General features: G+C 62.3%; 16 protein-coding genes. 7 read left to right on the top strand and 9 right to left on the bottom strand.

Translation table 11 applies throughout. The features are described 5' to 3' along the window. Positions 1-10: 10 nt before the first annotated feature. Together F0P96_RS18210 and F0P96_RS18205 are read right to left on the bottom strand one after the other, a co-directional pair. The gene (locus F0P96_RS18210; RefSeq protein WP_151080401.1) at positions 11-733 is read right to left on the bottom strand and encodes a LytR/AlgR family response regulator transcription factor; all 723 of its coding nucleotides are present in this window, start codon (positions 731-733) and stop codon (positions 11-13) included. Continuing rightward, positions 730-1,734: a sensor histidine kinase gene (locus F0P96_RS18205; RefSeq protein ID WP_151080400.1), complete on the bottom strand. Its 1,005-nt coding sequence runs from the start codon at positions 1,732-1,734 to the stop codon at positions 730-732. The genes F0P96_RS18210 and F0P96_RS18205 overlap by 4 nt, the downstream gene beginning before the upstream one ends. Positions 1,735-1,994: 260 nt before the next feature. Here F0P96_RS18205 and F0P96_RS18200 point away from each other — a divergent pair, with 260 nt between their 5' ends. From F0P96_RS18200 to F0P96_RS18170, 7 genes are all read left to right on the top strand, one after another. Then, a complete protein-coding gene (locus tag F0P96_RS18200; RefSeq protein ID WP_151080399.1) occupies positions 1,995-2,321 on the top strand; it encodes a DUF4907 domain-containing protein in 327 nt (108 codons plus the stop codon). Between the two features lie 31 nt (positions 2,322-2,352). Continuing rightward, positions 2,353-3,552 (top strand): T9SS type A sorting domain-containing protein, encoded by a 1,200-nt coding sequence (locus F0P96_RS18195; RefSeq protein WP_151080398.1) that lies wholly within the window; start codon positions 2,353-2,355, stop codon positions 3,550-3,552. A 158-nt stretch (positions 3,553-3,710) separates the two neighbouring features. Further along, entirely contained in the window at positions 3,711-4,964 is a 1,254-nt protein-coding gene (locus F0P96_RS18190) for a helix-turn-helix domain-containing protein (protein ID WP_160619844.1), read from the top strand. A gap of 69 nt (positions 4,965-5,033) precedes the next feature. After that, entirely contained in the window at positions 5,034-5,531 is a 498-nt protein-coding gene (locus tag F0P96_RS18185; RefSeq protein WP_151080396.1) for a T9SS type A sorting domain-containing protein, read from the top strand. A 280-nt stretch (positions 5,532-5,811) separates the two neighbouring features. Continuing rightward, complete coding sequence (locus tag F0P96_RS18180; RefSeq protein WP_151080395.1) at positions 5,812-8,985, top strand: SusC/RagA family TonB-linked outer membrane protein; 3,174 nt, start codon at positions 5,812-5,814, stop codon at positions 8,983-8,985. Positions 8,986-9,010: 25 nt separating this feature from the next. Then, complete coding sequence (locus F0P96_RS18175) at positions 9,011-10,603, top strand: SusD/RagB family nutrient-binding outer membrane lipoprotein (RefSeq protein ID WP_151080394.1); 1,593 nt, start codon at positions 9,011-9,013, stop codon at positions 10,601-10,603. A 165-nt stretch (positions 10,604-10,768) separates the two neighbouring features. Continuing rightward, positions 10,769-11,290, top strand: coding sequence for a DUF2911 domain-containing protein (locus tag F0P96_RS18170; protein ID WP_151080393.1), 522 nt, complete (start codon positions 10,769-10,771; stop codon positions 11,288-11,290). Between the two features lie 116 nt (positions 11,291-11,406). Here F0P96_RS18170 and F0P96_RS18165 read toward each other — a convergent pair whose 3' ends face one another. From F0P96_RS18165 to F0P96_RS18140, 7 genes are all read right to left on the bottom strand, one after another. Next, on the bottom strand, positions 11,407-12,159 hold the full coding sequence (locus F0P96_RS18165; protein ID WP_151080392.1) for a hypothetical protein: 753 nt from the start codon (positions 12,157-12,159) through the stop codon (positions 11,407-11,409). 88 nt (positions 12,160-12,247) lie between these two features. Further along, entirely contained in the window at positions 12,248-12,496 is a 249-nt protein-coding gene (locus F0P96_RS18160; RefSeq protein WP_151080391.1) for a hypothetical protein, read from the bottom strand. A 2-nt stretch (positions 12,497-12,498) separates the two neighbouring features. Beyond that, entirely contained in the window at positions 12,499-12,795 is a 297-nt protein-coding gene (locus tag F0P96_RS18155) for a hypothetical protein (protein ID WP_151080390.1), read from the bottom strand. A 375-nt stretch (positions 12,796-13,170) separates the two neighbouring features. Beyond that, positions 13,171-15,195, bottom strand: coding sequence for a hypothetical protein (locus F0P96_RS18150; RefSeq protein ID WP_151080389.1), 2,025 nt, complete (start codon positions 15,193-15,195; stop codon positions 13,171-13,173). A 226-nt stretch (positions 15,196-15,421) separates the two neighbouring features. Continuing rightward, entirely contained in the window at positions 15,422-15,613 is a 192-nt protein-coding gene (locus F0P96_RS18145) for a hypothetical protein (protein WP_151080388.1), read from the bottom strand. Positions 15,614-15,649: 36 nt separating this feature from the next. After that, positions 15,650-15,814: a hypothetical protein gene (locus F0P96_RS21080; protein ID WP_160619840.1), complete on the bottom strand. Its 165-nt coding sequence runs from the start codon at positions 15,812-15,814 to the stop codon at positions 15,650-15,652. A 19-nt stretch (positions 15,815-15,833) separates the two neighbouring features. Next, on the bottom strand, positions 15,834-16,184 hold the full coding sequence (locus F0P96_RS18140; protein WP_151080387.1) for a DUF952 domain-containing protein: 351 nt from the start codon (positions 16,182-16,184) through the stop codon (positions 15,834-15,836). Positions 16,185-16,194 lie beyond the last annotated feature (10 nt).

Here is a 16,194-nt window from a genome sequence, read left to right as displayed (position 1 = left end):
GGCCCACTGCCTACCCGTTTGCCTGGGCTTTCATCGTTTCCATAAAGCCCTTGCGGTACACGTCGCCGATGGGCAGCGTGACGCCTTCGACGGCGAGGCTGGCGTGGTCGTACTCGCTGATGTGGGCCAGGGCCACGATGTAGGACTTGTGCACGCGCATGAACGTGGCGCCGGTGAGCAGCTTCTCCACGTTGGTCATTTTGTCGGTGGCCACCAGGGTGCGGGCGCCGCGCAAGTGAATCTTCACGTAGTTGCCGTAGCCCTGTAGGTAAAGCACGTCGGCCAGGGCCACCTTCACCACGCGCCGGTCGACTTTGAAGAACAGGAACTCCGGCTCGGCGGCCGGTGCCGGCGGGGGCGCGGCGGTGTCGCGCGGGTCTTTGCCGCCCACGGCGCGGTTGACGGCCAGCAGAAACCGCTCGAACGAAAAGGGCTTCATCAGGTAGTCGGTCACGCCGAGGTCGAAGCCTTCGAGCGCGTACTCGGAAAAGGCCGTGGTGAGGATGATTTTGGGCGCGCTGCTGAGCGAGCGGGCCAACTGCAGGCCCGACAGCTCAGGCATTTTGATGTCGGTAAAGAGCACGTCGATTTTCTCGGAATGCAGCACCTGCAGGGCTTCCAGAGCGTTGTCGCACTTCTGCACCAGTGACAGGCTGGGCACCAGGGCAATGAACTTGACGAGCACCTCCTGGGCCAGCGGCTCGTCGTCGACAATAAGGCAGCGGAATTTCATAGGGCAAGTTGCAGGCTCACGCGGTAGGTGGTGGCCTCGTCGTCGATGCTGAGCTGGTGGCGGCCGGGAAAGAGCAGGGCGAGGCGTTTCTGCACGTTGGGCAGGCCGGTGCCGGCGTTGGCCGGTGCGGGCTCGGCATGGGCGGGCTTGCTGTTTTCGACCACCAGAAACAACTCCCGGCCCTGCAGCGCCACATCAATAGTCACAAACACGCGCCCGGTGGCGGCTTCGACGCCGTGCTTGAAGGCGTTTTCCACGAACGGAATCAGCAGCATGGGCGGCAGCTGCTGGCCGTCGAACGGGCCCTGGGCGTTGAACTCGACGACGGCCCGCTGGCTCAGGCGCAGCCGCTCCAGCTCTACGTAGTGCCGCAGGTGCTCCACTTCCTTGCTCAGCGGCACGTGCTCCAAAGGCGCCGTGCTGAACATGTAGCGCATGAGCTCGGCCAGCTGCAGCACCACAGCCGGCGACTGGGGCGAGTTGTGGAGGGTGAGGGCGTAGAGGTTGTTGAGCGTATTGAAGAGGAAATGCGGATTCACCTGGGCTTTCAGCAGGCTGAGCTGCATGTGGGCGTGCTCGGCGGCCAACTGGTGCAGGTGCCGCTCCTTGCGCTGGTTTTCGAAGTAGGCGTCAATCATGGCGAAGATGAAGCCCAGGAAGTAGAAGCGCGTGATGAGGCGCACGAGCGAGTCGCGCCAGCCGAAAAAGACCTCCGTGACGTATACGCCGGCCCAGCCGTAGGCCAAAGCCAGCACGCCGGTACTCACCCAGTAGGCCACGCGGTGGCCGCACCCGAGCAGCCAGGGCCGCAGCAGAAACCGGTCGAAGTAGATGGCAACGGCAAAGTAGAACAGGTAGCTGCCCTCCATGAGCAGGGCACTGCTGGCCGGATACTCGCTGTGGTAGCTGAGCACGGTGGGCAGGAAAAAGAGCGTCCAGACCAGCAGGTGAAACCACACCACCGGCCGCACCACGCGCAGCATCTGCCCTAGGTTTGTCATTGCCCCAAAATACGACGCCGGCCCCGGCCGTAGGCTGCACAACCGGACGAACGGCCCGACTTTCGGGACCAACGCCGTTTGGCCCGGCCGGAAGCAGCCCGTTGGGCCCCTTGGGGCGGGCGGCGGGTGCGGTGCGGCTGGGTCAACGGCATTGGTCCGGCCAAACGGCGCGCTTGCCCGCGCCTGCGCCGCTTGGTCATTTTAGTGGGCACGGCAGCCGGTGCGGCAGCTTCTTGGGATGGTATTCAACTTCCTCGGCCATGCTGTTGCGACACCTTTTCCCCTTGCTCACGGCCGGTGCGGTGGCGTGGGCCATCTACGCCAGCCCGGCGCCCCCGGCCGCTTCGGCGGCTTTTAGCTACCGGCTGCTTCCGGCTGCCGGCGCCACCATCGGCTACGAAATCAGCCAGCAAAACCGCCCGCTCATTCGGCAGCTCACCGTGCCGGGCCGCGGCGGCACGCAGGGGTTTCGCTCGGCCGCCGACGCCGACGCCGTGGCCCGGCTGGTGGTGACCAAACTGGCGCGGGGGCTGATGCCGCCGGCCGTAACCGCCCACGAGCTGGACAGCCTGGGCGTGGCGCCCTGACCTCACTTTTCACTCCTTTTTCCTCGATGCCATGAACCGACCTCTACTGTGCGCTGCGCTGCTGAACGGGCTGCTTCCTGCCGCCGCGTTTGCCCAAAACACCTGGCAGCAGAAAGCCCCGTTGCCTCTGCCCGGCCGCGAAACGGCCGCCTGCTTTGCCCTGAACGGCAAAGGCTACCTGGTGGGCGGCTGGACCAGCCCCACGCAGGTATACAACGACCTGTGGGCCTACGACCCCGCCACCAATACCTGGGCCCAGCTGGCCGACCTGCCCGTAGCGGGCCGCCACAACGCCGTGGGCCTGGCCATTGGCGGCCAGGGCTACGTGGGCACCGGCCGCAGCGCCACCAACGTGCGCCAGCGCGACTGGTGGCAATACAGCCCCGCCACCAACCAGTGGACCCGCAAGGCCGACGTGCCCGGTGCGCTGCGTGCCAACGGCTTCGGCTTTGCCGTGGCGGGCCTGGGCTACGTGGGCGCCGGCTACAGCGGCAATGCCGAGCTGGTCGATTTCTACGCCTACGACCCGGCGACTGATACCTGGACGCGCCGCGCCGACTACCCCGGCGCAGCCCGCACCTACGTGGGCACTTTCACGCTGAACGATGCTATTGGCTACGCCGTGGGCGGCTACAACGGCTTCACCACTGCCTCGTCGGCGGAAACCTGGGCTTTCGACCCGGCGACTAACACCTGGACACGCCGCGCCGATTTGCCGGCCGGCCGGGCCACGCCGGTGGCCTGGGGACTGAACGGTCGCGGCTACGCCGGCTCGGGCCTAAGCGTCAACAATACCACACCCCACGCCGACTTCTGGACCTACGACCCAGCCGCCAACACCTGGGCCGCCGTTGCTTCTTTGGGTGGCGGGCCCCGGGGCTGGGCCAATGGGTTTGCGGTGGGCGGCCGCGGCTATTTGCTGGGCGGCAGTGGCCCAAGTGACGTACTGCCGTCGAGCAACTTGTGGGAATACGTGCCACTGGCCACAGCTGCCACAAGGACCAAAGCGCACCAGCTGAAGCTGGAGGCTGCCCCAAACCCTACTTCCGGCCGGCTGCGGCTCACCAGCCCGCAAGCCGGCCTGCTGCGCGTGTACTCGGCGCAGGGACGCCTCGTGCGCAGCCAAGCGCTGCCCGCCGGCAGTAGCACCGTTGACGTAAGCGGCCTGGCCGCCGGCCGGTATACGTTACGCCTGGGCAGCGCCGTCGGCCAGGTACTGATTCAGCACTGACACTGCCCGAATTCTTTTGCTGCGCACAGCAGTTTCCTATGAACACGAGTAGCACTGGGGTTCGATATTTTTTATCGGCCGCGGTGCTACTTTTTCTGTTTTTCTGCATCCTTTTCTATAGCTCCTTCCGCATCCGACGACCGCACCCCACCACCGCTATGAAAGAACCGAACCTCGACCAGTGGACCACCGGCTTTGCGCTGGTGGCATTTCTGGGCTTGTTTATGGCCCCGCTGCTCTATAGCCAGGCCGGCCAACGCAAGGGCCAGATTGGCTACGTTGTGGCTATTCTGGCGCTGTTTTCGGCCGTGCTGCTGTACTACGTGCTGTGGTGGAGCAACTACCTGACCTACTTTCCCTTTCTGAATGGGTTTGTGGAGCTGTTCACTTTTCTGTTCGGCCCGCTCTTCTACCTGTACCTGCGCAGCCTGGCCGAGAAGCAGCCGCTTGGCGCGCAGCGGTGGCTGCATTTTCTCCCGTTTGTCGTGTGCCTGCTGCTGAGCTTGCCGTGGCTGGTGCTGCCCCCCGAGCAAAAGCGCCAAGTAGCCGAGGCCGCTGGCCCCGGCAGCTTTTTTGCGCTCTACCACCGCAGCCTGCCGTGGCTGGCGCTGGTACAGCTGCTGGGCTACGCCGTGGCGCTGCTGCGCCTGCAGCCCGCCTTCAACGCCCTGCACCACGTGGGCCGTTGGGCCCGCTGGCTGACGGCCAGCTATTGGGGCTTCGTGCTGGCCAACTGGTCGTACTACCTGTTGGTGCAGCTGCCGTTTTTCAATCGGCAGTGGGATTACGGCGTTTCGCTGGCCATGTCGGCGTTTATCTTTCTGGTGGCAGTGCTAGCGTATGTGCAGCCACAGGTGTTCCAAACCAATCAGTCGCCGGGCTTCTCGCCGGCGCCGGAACTGGCCGCAGCTCCGGCCCCAGCGGAAACAGCAGTGGAAGCCGAGGCAGCAACCGCCACCGATGCGCAACCGGTCCCGCCGGCGCCGCGCTACCAGCACTCGGGGCTGCCGCCGCGGGTGGCCCAGGAGCAGGCCCACCGACTCGAGCAGCTTATGCGCGGCGAGAAACTGTACCGCAACAGCGAACTGCGCCTCGATACGCTGGCCGATCGGCTGGGCCTGAGCCGGCACCATTTGTCGCAGGTGCTCAACGAACAGTTGGGCGTAAACTTCTTTGAGTACATCAACGCCCTGCGCATTGCCGAAGCGCAGGAGTTGCTGCGTAACACCTCGCGCCAGCAGCTCAACATTATTGAGGTAGCGTACGAGGTGGGCTTCAACAACAAAGTATCCTTCAACAAGGCTTTTAAAGCCACTACCGGCCTCACGCCCAGCGAATACCGGCAAAACCTGAACGGCAATACCGATAGGGACTTACGCTTGGAAGCGGAGCCTGAGCTGGAAAAAGGGTAACGTTTATCGGGCTTTACTTGCCCGCGCATGGAACCGGCCTCCTTTGGGTAGATCAACCCCAAACGGCCCATGCACCACTTCGTACTCGGCTTGCTTGCCTTGCTTCCGCTGTTGCGGAATGCCGGGCCACGCGTTGCCTATGCAGCCGCTACGGTGGAGGCCTTTGCGCCGCCGAGCGGCTTTCCAAAAGCGGCTTCGAGTCTCACCCCCGCCGACCGTTGCCGTGACGCCCCGCTCTTCAGCCACGACAAGCTGAACCACTACCGAACGACCAACGGCGCGGGCTGCCGATTCGGGCTCGTTCAGGACCCTTCCCCTGATAGTCTGGTGCTCTTCCGGCTGTATCCGCCGCCCGGCCGGGAGCAGCTGGTGCTGGAGCTGAACGCCGCCGTGCCGTTGGCGGCCGCGCAGTTTCGGCTGCTCGACGGGGATGGCCACGAGCTGCTGAAAGTGCCCCTGCGGGCCCGGCGCCTCAACCTCGACCTGAGCCGCCACGCGGCCGGCACCTATGTGCTGGAGGTGCGCAGCGCGGGCCAGCTATATACCCAAAAAGTAGTGCATGAATAGCCGCTACGCTGTTGCAAAGCCCTTTTTCAGCGTCCTCGATTCCTCTCTTCTTACCCCGGTCTGCCGGGGCTTTGGCAAGGCGGCGGACTGACATCCGCTGGACCCGTCGGCCGGGGTTGCAAGTCCGGCCGACGCGAAAAGTCTCTGTTGGTGAGTGCGGAGACTTGGTGGTAAGCCCACCCAGCCCAGCTGCTCAGCCCGCCGCCACTGCCGTAGCGCCGCACCCCCACGCGGCGCCATTGCCGGTCCAACTCATCACCCTCAAACACCCACACTACCCATGAAACGAACGATACTCCTCAGTTTGGCGCTACCTCTGCTCCTGGTGGGGCAAGCGGCGGCGCAGAGCCGCGCGGTGACCGGCAAGGTTACTGACCGCCAGACCGGCCAGGGCCTGCCCGGCGTAACGGTGCTGCTGAAAGGAACCACCAACGGGGCTTCGACCAACGCCGACGGCATTTTCTCGCTCAGCGTGCCTGCCGAGGGCGGCACGCTGGTGTTCAGCTCCATTGGCTACAGCAGCGTAGAGCAGGCCATCGGCAACCAGGCCACCATCGACGTGACCCTGGCTACCGATACCCGCCAGCTGAGCGAAGTGGTGGTAACGGCCCTGGGCATCGAGCGGGAACGGAAAAGCCTGGGCTACGCAGTAGAAACGCTCGAAAACAAGGACATTACGCGGGCCAGCGAGCAAAACCTCGTGCGCTCCTTGCAGGGGCGCGTGGCCGGCGTGCAGATTTCCTCGGCCTCGGGCGCGGCGGGCGGCGCCACGCGCATTGTCATTCGCGGGGCGCAGTCGTTTACCGGCGACAACCAGCCGATTTACGTGGTCGACGGCAACGTCATCAGCAACAACGCGGCCACCAACCTGAGCACCGCTACTCCGCGTGGCAACGGCGATGACCTCAACAACGGCGTGGACTTGCCCAACCGCGCCGCCGACATCGACCCGAACAACGTGGAGTCCATTACGGTGCTGAAGGGCCCGGCCGCGGCGGCTTTGTACGGGGCGCGGGCCGCGTCGGGGGCCATCATCATCACCACCAAAAAGGGCGCGGGGCTGAAAGGCCGCTCGCAGATTACGGTGAACAGCGCCGTGACGCTGGACCGCGTCAACCGCCTGCCCAAGTTCCAGAACACCTACGGCTCGGGCACCGACGGCGTGTACGACCCGCAGAACAACGTGAGCTGGGGCCCGCGCATGGACGGCCGCCTGGTGCCCGATTGGCGCACCTACACCCTGGCCGACCCCAACGCGACCCAAGTTGACTCGATTCCGCTCACGCCCAAGCCCGACAACGTGCGGGACTTCTTCCAGACCGGCGTGACGACCAACAACTCGATTTCGTTTGCCGGCTCCAACCAGGCGTCGAACTTCTACGTGTCGCTGGCCGACGTGCGCACCAAGTCGTTTATTCCCAACACCAACTACAAGCGCACCAGCGTGAGCCTGAACGGCGGCACGCAGCTCTTCAGCAAGGTGACGACCAATGCCACGCTCACCTACGTGAAGTCGGGCGGGGACCGGGGCGTGCAGGGCCAGTCGCGCTCCAACATCCTGCAAACCATTCTGAATACGCCGCGGGATATTTCCCTCACCGAGCAGAAAAACTACAACGACCCGCGCTACGACCTGAACGGCTACTACCTGGCCGGCTTCCGCAACAACCCCTACTTCCTGCTCGACCGCAACCTGCTGACCGACGACGTGGACCGCCTGCTGGGCACGGCCTCGGTGAGCTACGACCCACTGGAGTGGCTGAACCTGACCTTCCGCCAGGGCGTGGACGTGTACACCGACCGGCGCCGCCAAACCATTTCGCAGGGCACCATCAACAACCTGGCCGGGCGCTACCTCGAAGACAACAACTTCGGCCGCAACCTGACCACCGACGCGCTCATCAACGTGACCCGCCGCTTTGCCGAGGATTTCACCATCAAGGGCGTGTTCGGCACCAACTACCAGGAGCAGCTGACCTCGCGCGCCGTGGCCGACGGCGTGGGGCTGGTGATTCCCGATTTCTACGACGTGAGCAACGCCAGCGTGGTAACGAACACCAAGGTGGACACCAAGCAGCGTATTCTGGGCGTGTTTGCCGACCTGCAGCTGGCCTACCGCGACTACCTCTACCTGGGCCTGACCGGCCGCAACGACTGGACCTCGACGCTGCCCAAGGCCACACGCTCCTTCTTCTACCCCAGCGCCAACGTGGGCTTCATTTTCACCGAGGCCTTCAAGCTCGAAAACAACCTCCTCAGCTTCGGCAAGGTGCGGGCCAACATTGCCTCGGTGGGCAAGCCGCCCATACCCTACCAAATCGACCCGGTATTTGTGCGTAGCACCGTAGACAACGGCTTTCAGGCGCAGTACGTGTTTCCCTTGCAGAGCGTGGCCGGTTTCCGGGTGGGCAACGTGCTGGGCAACCCGGGCCTGAAATCGGAGCTGACGACGGCCTACGAGGGCGGGCTAGAAATGCGCTTTCTGCAGAACCGCCTGGGCTTCGATGCCACCTACTACCGCTCCATCAGCAAAGACATCATCGTGAACGTGCCGGTGCCGGGCACCTCGGGCTTCACGGCCCAAACGGCCAACGCCGGCACTATGGAAAACCGCGGCATTGAGCTGGCCCTGAACGCCACGCCAGTGCGGCTGGAAAACAGCCTGACCTGGGACCTGAACTTCACCTTCACCCACAACCGCAACCGCGTGACGGAAGTCACCAACGTGACGCCCAATATTGGGGTGGGCGGACTGGGCTCGGTGGCGCTGGAAGCCCGCGTGGGGCAGCCCTACGGCAGCTTCTTCGGCACCCAAATGCTGCGCGACGGAGAAGGCCGCGTGGTTATCGACCCGGTTTCGGGCTTCCCGCGGCTCGACCCGGTGCTGACTACGCTGGGCAACATTCAGCCGAAATACCTGGCCGGGGCTTCCACCACCGTCAGCTTCAAAGGGCTGGCTCTTAACGTGCTGTTTGACACCAAGCAGGGTGGCAAGTTTTTCTCCAATACCATCAACCAGCTCTACTTTGCCGGGGCGCTGCGCGAAACCACCGCCAACGACCGGCAGCCGTTTCTGTACCCCAACTCGGTTATTCCGAATCCCGACGGCTCGGGCACGTTTGTGCCCAACACCACGGTGCTGACGGACGGCGGCTTCAACTACTGGCGGCAGGTGTCGACGGCCGGCGAAAACACGCTGTTTGATGCTTCCTACGTGAAGTTCCGCGAAGCCTCGCTGAGCTACTCGCTGCCCACCGAGCTGGTGAGCAAGGTGAAGCTGACCGGCATTCAGGTGTCGCTCATCGGCCGCAACCTCGCGCTCTGGACGCCCAAGTCGCAGCCCCACCTCGACCCCGAAGTCAGTTCCTTGGGCTCGGGCAACAACCAGGGCTTCGAGTTCTACGCCTACCCCACCACCCGCTCCCTGGGGGCCAGCCTGCGCCTGACGCTCTAACCCTCTCACCGCAACTTCTACGGACATGAAAAAGCAACTTTTCCGACTCGGGGCGGTGCTGGGCCTGCTGCTGGGCAGCTCGGCCTGCGAAAAAGACTTCCTCGACATCAACAAAGACCCCAACAACTCCACCACGGCCGACATCAACCTGGTGCTGCCTTCGGGGCAGGCCTTCGTGAGCTTCATTGTGGGCGGGCAATACAACGTGGTGGGCGAAATTCTGGCCCAGCACCTGGGCATTGCGCAGGGCGGCAACCAGTACCGCGCCTGGGACCAGTTCAGCATTCCCACCAGCACCTTCGACGGGCGTGAGTTTTCGGGCGGCATCTACGCAGGTGCCCTCGATGATTTTCAGTACGTCATCAACGCTGGCACGCCCGCCGGCGAGTGGCGCATGGTGGGCATTGCCAAGATTCTGCAGGCGCACGCCTACCAGGTTACCACCGATTTGTACGGCGACATACCGTTCTCCGAAGCCCTGCAGGGCTCGGCCAACCTCACGCCCAAGTACGACCGGCAGCAGGACATTTACGCCGGCCTGCAGCAGTTGCTCGACGAGGGCATTGCCGACATAGCCAAGCAGCAGGGCCGCTTCCCCGGCACCGCCGACCTGAACTACCGCGCCACTACGGAGGCCGACATGCAGAAGTGGGTGCGCTTTGCCAACACGCTCAAGCTGCGCCTGTACCTGCACATGAGCGAAGTGGACCCCACCACGGCCCGCAACGGCATTCAGGCCCTTTACAACCGCAACGCCAGCGCCACCGACTTCAACTTTATGCGCAGCGGCGACAGTTTCCAGTTTGCCAACGGCACGGCCACCAACACCGAAAACCCGTTCTACCAAACCAATTTCCGGTTGCAGAACAACCTGGCCGTGAGCAGCAACATCGGCGACACGCTGGTGCGCTATCAGGATCCGCGCCTGCCCGTCTACGCTCTCGACGCCGACCTGACCACCACGCCCCAGGAGTTTCTGTTTGTGCGGCCGGGCCAGAACGCGCCCTACCCCAACAACTTCACCACTTCCACGGGCGTGCAGACGGTTCGCCTGTCCTACCCCGGCACCTATTTTATCGGGCAGGCTTTCACCAACGTGAACCGCGCCGGCAGCACCTACGCCGGCATCACGGCCACCGACGCCCCGGCTAAGTCGCGCCCCACGCTGCTGCTCACCTATGAGGAAAGCCAGTTGCTGCGGGCCGAAGCTGCGGTGCGGGGCTGGGCGCCCAGCGGCGAAAACGCCCAAACGCTCTACGAAAACGGCGTGCGCGCCTCGCTCACCCGCTTCGGCGTATCGGCGGCCGACGCGGCTACCTACCTCACCCGGCCGCAGGTGAGCTGGGCGGCGGCCACCACGCCGGCCGCGCAGCTGCGCAACATCTTCGTGCAGAAGTGGCTGTCCTTCTTCGGCACCAACGGCGCCGAGGCCTGGACCGAAGTGCGCCGCACCAACCAGCCCCGCCTGCAGGCGCCGCTGGTGAACCTGCTCGGCGGCGGCCGGTTTGTGAAGCGCCTGCCCTACCCCGACTCGGAGCTGCAGCGCAACCCCAACGTGGCCGCCACCGGCCTGACGCCCGGCGACATTACCACGCCCGTGTGGTGGGACGTGAACTAACGCGGTGAAAATCAAACCCAGAACCGGTTGTGTAGCGCGCCTGGCCCGCTGCACAGCCGGTTTTGCTTGCTCCACCAAGCCCTTCTGCCCGCCCGTGCAGCCCCCTTCGCGAAATCGGTTACCTTTTAGGCGTCATTCTCTCTTCAACCCACTTTTCCCATTCCCATGAAAAACACCCGTGCATTCCGCTTGGTGGCTTTGCTGTTCAGTTTGCTGCTGTGGTCGGCGGCCAGCCAGGGCCAAGACAAGCCCGCCCCGGCCAGCCCGCCCGCCACGGCCACCGGCAAAGTAGGCAAGGCCAACGTGACAGTGAAATACAGCAGCCCGGCCGTGAAGGGCCGCAAAATCTGGGGCGAGCTGGTGCCCTACGGCCAAGTGTGGCGCGCCGGCGCCAACGAAGCCACGACCTTCAGCACCGACCAGCCCCTGACCGTGGAAGGCAAAGCGCTGCCCGCCGGCACCTACAGCCTGTTCGCCATTCCCACCGACAAGCAGTGGACGATTGTGTTCAACAAAACCGCCAACCAGTGGGGCGCCTTCAAGTACGACGAAAAGCAGGACGCCCTGCGCGTGATGGTTACGCCGCGCAAAGCCGCCAGCATGAACGAGCGGTTGGCCTACGAGGTAACCGGCAACGGCCTGGTGCTGCGCTGGGAAAACCTAGAAGTACCCGTGATGATGAAATAGGCTGGCATCAGGCCCTTCTACTTGACACAAAGCAGGTAGAAAGCCCGAGTTGACGCCCTGAAAAAAGCCCCGCCGAAACCAATCGGCGGGGCTTTTTCTGTTTGTTGATCCAGCGGCTACCGCGGGCTGCCAGCCGTTGGTGCGGCCGGGCTTTGCGCCGCGGCTGTCGGTGGCGGTGGCGTCAGCGGGCGGCCGTTCGGGGTGAAGCGCGTTTGGATGAAGTCGCCGGCCAGCTCGTGGCCGGCCACCGGCACCACCACGCGCAGGCGCGTGGCCGCGTCTACGTACCGCTGAAAACGCACGCGGCCGCGGGCAGCGTAGCCGGGGTTGAGGGTGGTTTTGCGCAACAGGGATTCTTCGGCCGCCGCCAGCTGCTCGCGGGTGGCTACGGCCTGCACGGCCTGGGCCGTGCGCTGCTGCTCGTGGCGGGCTTTTTCGGCTTGGTGGGCGGCATTGCGGGCCTCGTATTGGGCGGTGGTTTCGTTGCGCCGCTTGGTGGTGAGGTCGGCCAGGGTATTGTTCACGCCCGCCAGCACCTCCGCGGCCGGCAATGCGGTTGACTGCTTTTCGTGCTCGGCGGCCTTTTGCTGCAGCGTCTCGATGGTGGTTTCGGGATTGGTAGCCGGCAGCTGTTTCGGGCTGGGGAAGTCAGGGTAATAGGCCAGCAGGTAGAACTGCTCCGGGGCCACCAGCACCGGCCGGCTGCTGCGGTTGCGCACCGCCACGTCGAACTCCAGAAACTCGCCGGCGGTGGCGGCTACGCCCATGCGCACTTCCAGGCTGTCGGCTTCTGTGGTTACGAGTTCCAGTCCATCTTCCCAGCGAGTGGCGCCGCCAGCGGGTTTTACGTGAACGTAGTACGAGGGCATGCAGGCAGCCACGACACACGTCAGCAAACTCCCGGCACCGAGGCGCAATAACAATGAGCGAAATGCAGTATGCATAAACAAAGAAGTATCAGCTGAACATACGTACAGGCTGGTAATCCGCAAAACGCGTTTCGCATCCGCCTATTGCCACCAGCTTGAGCATTTCTTGCTGCTTGAGGTTGTTCTTGCCCCAAGGCGCAATAATGATGTTGCCCAGCTTGAGCTCGTCGGCCGAAAAGTTGACGTCGCGGTCCTTGCCGCCCGTAAACTGCACCACGGCCCCGGCGCCGCGCAGCACGTACAGGTCCTGCCCGACGGAGTGGATGTTGTCTTTCATGCTTAGTGCAGAATGCGAATGCCGTTGTAGTGGGTCAGCAGCTTGATTTTGACGGCGAAAGGCTGCCCGGTGGTGTCGTTTACCAACTGCAGCACGCCCTTGTGCTTGACCTGGTAGCCGAACTTGCTGGCGCCGGCCCTCACGCCGCCGGGTACCACATGGCCGCCCTTCCGGACTCGGGCCTTGCTGCCCTTCGTGCCGTCGGTTTTGTAGTAGCCGAGGGAGAAGACGTGAAGCCGCCCGTCCCGCTCGTACTGGTCGATTTCGGCCAACACCGTGGCCCGTTTGATTAGCTGCATGGAGGTGCTGAGTTTCCTCCAAATTGTCGCGTGGGCCGGCCGGCGCATAGGACGGAAAAGCAACCGCCCCGTTTTATTGCGGGTTTTGCGCGAACTACGCGCAGAATCAGCCGCTTAGCGCGGAAATTTCCCGAAATTTTATGGCGGCACACACGCGGCACACCGCGCCCTTTAGCGAATGGCAATTACCCGGTTATATAAACGGAGATTACGGCACGTACGGGCAATAAAAAACCCTGTTCCCAATATGGAAACAGGGTTTTAATTGGCAATTGCCATTCAGTACAAGGTCTGAGGCCAAGCTAACTGGGCTTGGTGAACTTACGTTGCACCTTATGTCAGTAGCTACATCTCATTTTACTACAAACCTGCTCATTAGTCTACCCGCAAGGTAAAGGGGGCGCTTCCGGAATCGGACGTGGCATCACTGGTTTGCCAAATGGAAATGTTGGGGGACTGCGAGCTAGAATTGTACCCAAAAGCAGTGGACGGGGTAGAGGCGGGTGAGAAGTCCCACGCAATGTAGTATCCCCTGCACCCACCGTTGCACCTCACACCGATGGACCGATAGTTATCGGCTCGGCGGGCGCTGGTCCAGGAGAAGGTCCCACTATATGTGCCCGGAGGCAGATTCAGCGTGAAAGTCTCGTTGCCACATCCTGCAAAACCATACGGATGAGAGCCACCGCCGCCCGTCGGAGATGCCAGCGTCATGGACATGGTTTGTGCCGCTTGGGGAGCGTTGCCACACGCGGTTGCCATCATTTGCCAAGTAAACGTAATCGGAACGGGTGGCAGTGTGGGGGTAGTGGCCGTAGCGGCAAACTGTATGGGGCTACCGGGCAATGGTTGCCCACCGGCATCCAGGCTGGTTGCGACCAAGCTTTGCGGGCCTGCTGTGGCCCCGAGTGTCCACGTGGCCTGCGCGTACCCGTTGGCATCCGTAGTGGTTGCCGAAGGCGAAGCACTACCGCTGCCACTGGCCGGGGTGAAATTGACGCTTACTCCGCTGCGCGGTTGCCCCGCGTCGTTGAGTACTCGCACACGCACCGGGTTCGGCAGAGCCGTGCTTTTGACTGCGGTTTGTCCATTTCCCGATACCAGTTCTAACCGCAATGATGCACACGGGCCAACAGAATTGGCGGTTGCCAAGAAACACGTGTCCTGCGCTGCTGGGTACGCCATCCACCCAATTGTAAGCACCCCTAAGTTCATGGAGTTACCAATGCGCTTGGTAGTGACATCTAAGAACTTAATGAGTTTACTAGTGTACTCACTAAATTTTATAATTGCCTGTTCGTCAGCACCTTGACAGCTTTTAAGCAGGGCGGTTGCGTCTTTGATAATGCCGTAGGTGATTTTCCCGATCACCAGACTGGCTTCAGTGGCAGTCGTGATGCTCGTAATGTTTTTGAAGTTGTTGGCTTGGTTTATCGCCGTGGTGGCCAGCTTCTGAGCGCATTCCTTTCTACCCTTGAATTGGGGCAGTATTCCGCTGACAATTAAAATAGCGCCTTGGGCCAAGTTGTGACCTAGGGCATTAAGTTGCTCTGGACCATTGGCGCCCGAGCCGGGCTTGCCTGTACGGATACGGATGTCAAACTTGCCGTCCCCGACCATCGTGTAGGAAGCCGTGGAAGGTGAAGGTCCGTTGATGGCTGCCTCCAGCGCACCACCAAGCGAGGAGGCGAAGAAGTTCTGTCCCTCTACATTAAGTTGGGTAACCTGTTGGCCGTCTTTGTAAACGCCGACAATATTGGTGAAGGGTACCCCTGCATTGGCAAAGGTTATTTCCCTGCCTGAGCGAAAAATAGAAACGGGTCTGGAAGGCAGGCCGTTTAGCCGCTGCGATACGCTGGTGAACACGCTGCTCACATAGCCCTGCAACACGGAATTGGTGGTGTCCAGCAGCGACTTATTACTGCGTAGCAAACGCTCAACTTCTTGGGTGGCGGCAGCAAACCCTGGATCAGCTTGAATTTCGGCAATGGCTAGTTGCTTGCCTGCTGGAGAAAGCGAGTACGCCGCTGCGCTGTTCATTAGCAGCGCCAAGACAGTGGATTGGGTACTCAAGTCAAGGGTATTTTGCCCAGGGTGCCGGAATCCTAGCAGCACCGGCTCTCCGGCCGCATCAGCAGCAGCCACGGTGGTGTATTCATCCTTGATGGTGGAAAGCTTGTAGCGCGTGCCCGTGACGGTTCCCTCGGCAATAGGTGACACAACCGTCAAAGCACCGGTCGTGTACTTAGTACCTGTTGGCAGCACGATATTACCTTCTAGCAATTCAGAACCCGCCGGCTGGGCCGGCGCAATGGGGTCCTTTGTTTTGTTGCTGTCACAGGTGAACAACAGGGACGCTAGCAGCAAGAGCAGCAGATTCCCCGATAGACGTTGGAACATAGGGAGGTGCGTTGAAAAGGCGGTGGTTCAACCTACAAATTAACGCTGATAATATATATCTATACCAATGTATTCTTGGCTTTTGCTTACAATCATTACATATTTTCACCTACTGTCTGTGGCCCAGAAAGCGTAGTTGATACGGGGTGTCGTCCACACCATAAAGGTGGCTGAACTTGCGGTTCACGATGTTGTCGAAGCAGTGGCTGAGGTGGGTGGCCAACTCCTAGCGTACCATGTTCTTCTCGCTGCGCTTGTCCTTCTTGAAGTCGGGCGTCATGGGCGCATTGCGCATGGAAATGCTCAGGAACTTGCATCCGTCCTTGTGCATGCGTACGCGGAGCAGGCGCGGATCGGCCTCCTTCATGGCGTTAATCATCATGTGCTTGAGGCGATGGTCGGGGTCGAGACCTTCCACTATCAGCACCGCTTGCCACCCGTGCTAGGTTAGCTCCTAGATGATCTGATGATAGAAGGTCAGGTTGCTGTTCGTCTGCTTGTTGTTGCCGTTTCGGTTACCATAGATGAATAACTTCTTGGCGGGGTAGCCCTGGCAGGCGTCGCAGAACAGCTTCACCAGCGCGTCGAGCACATTGGTATCAGACTCTTGTCTTAGCACAGCGGTTCCGGCCCCGGGCTTAGCCGCCCAATTCCGTCGGCAGCGAAAACCGGCCGTCGGCAGCTGCGGCGAAGGGCCAAGAGCGCACCACGGCAGCCAGTGGAATGGGCCCAAACACGTGCGCGAAATCCTGCTGGCGGCTGGCCACAAACTCGCGCTTTACGACCACACCCGCGGCCTGGAGCGCATCTTCATCCAGCTCCAGCAGCACCAGACCGAGGCGGCCGGCATAGTAGCGGGCGGCGGTTTCCAGCACCTGGTACAGTTCAGAGGTATGAATGAAGCCCTCGGCCTGCAGGTCGGCGCTGGCGAAAAAGCCGGTTTGCCGGGCTTCCTGCCAGTCGGCAGCCTCGGCAATGCGGTAGAGCATATCAGTTGCC

The sequence above is a fragment of the Hymenobacter busanensis genome (genome assembly GCF_008727865.1).
GTDB lineage: Bacteria > Bacteroidota > Bacteroidia > Cytophagales > Hymenobacteraceae > Solirubrum > Solirubrum busanense.
This window is presented reverse-complemented; position numbering and strand designations above follow the sequence as displayed.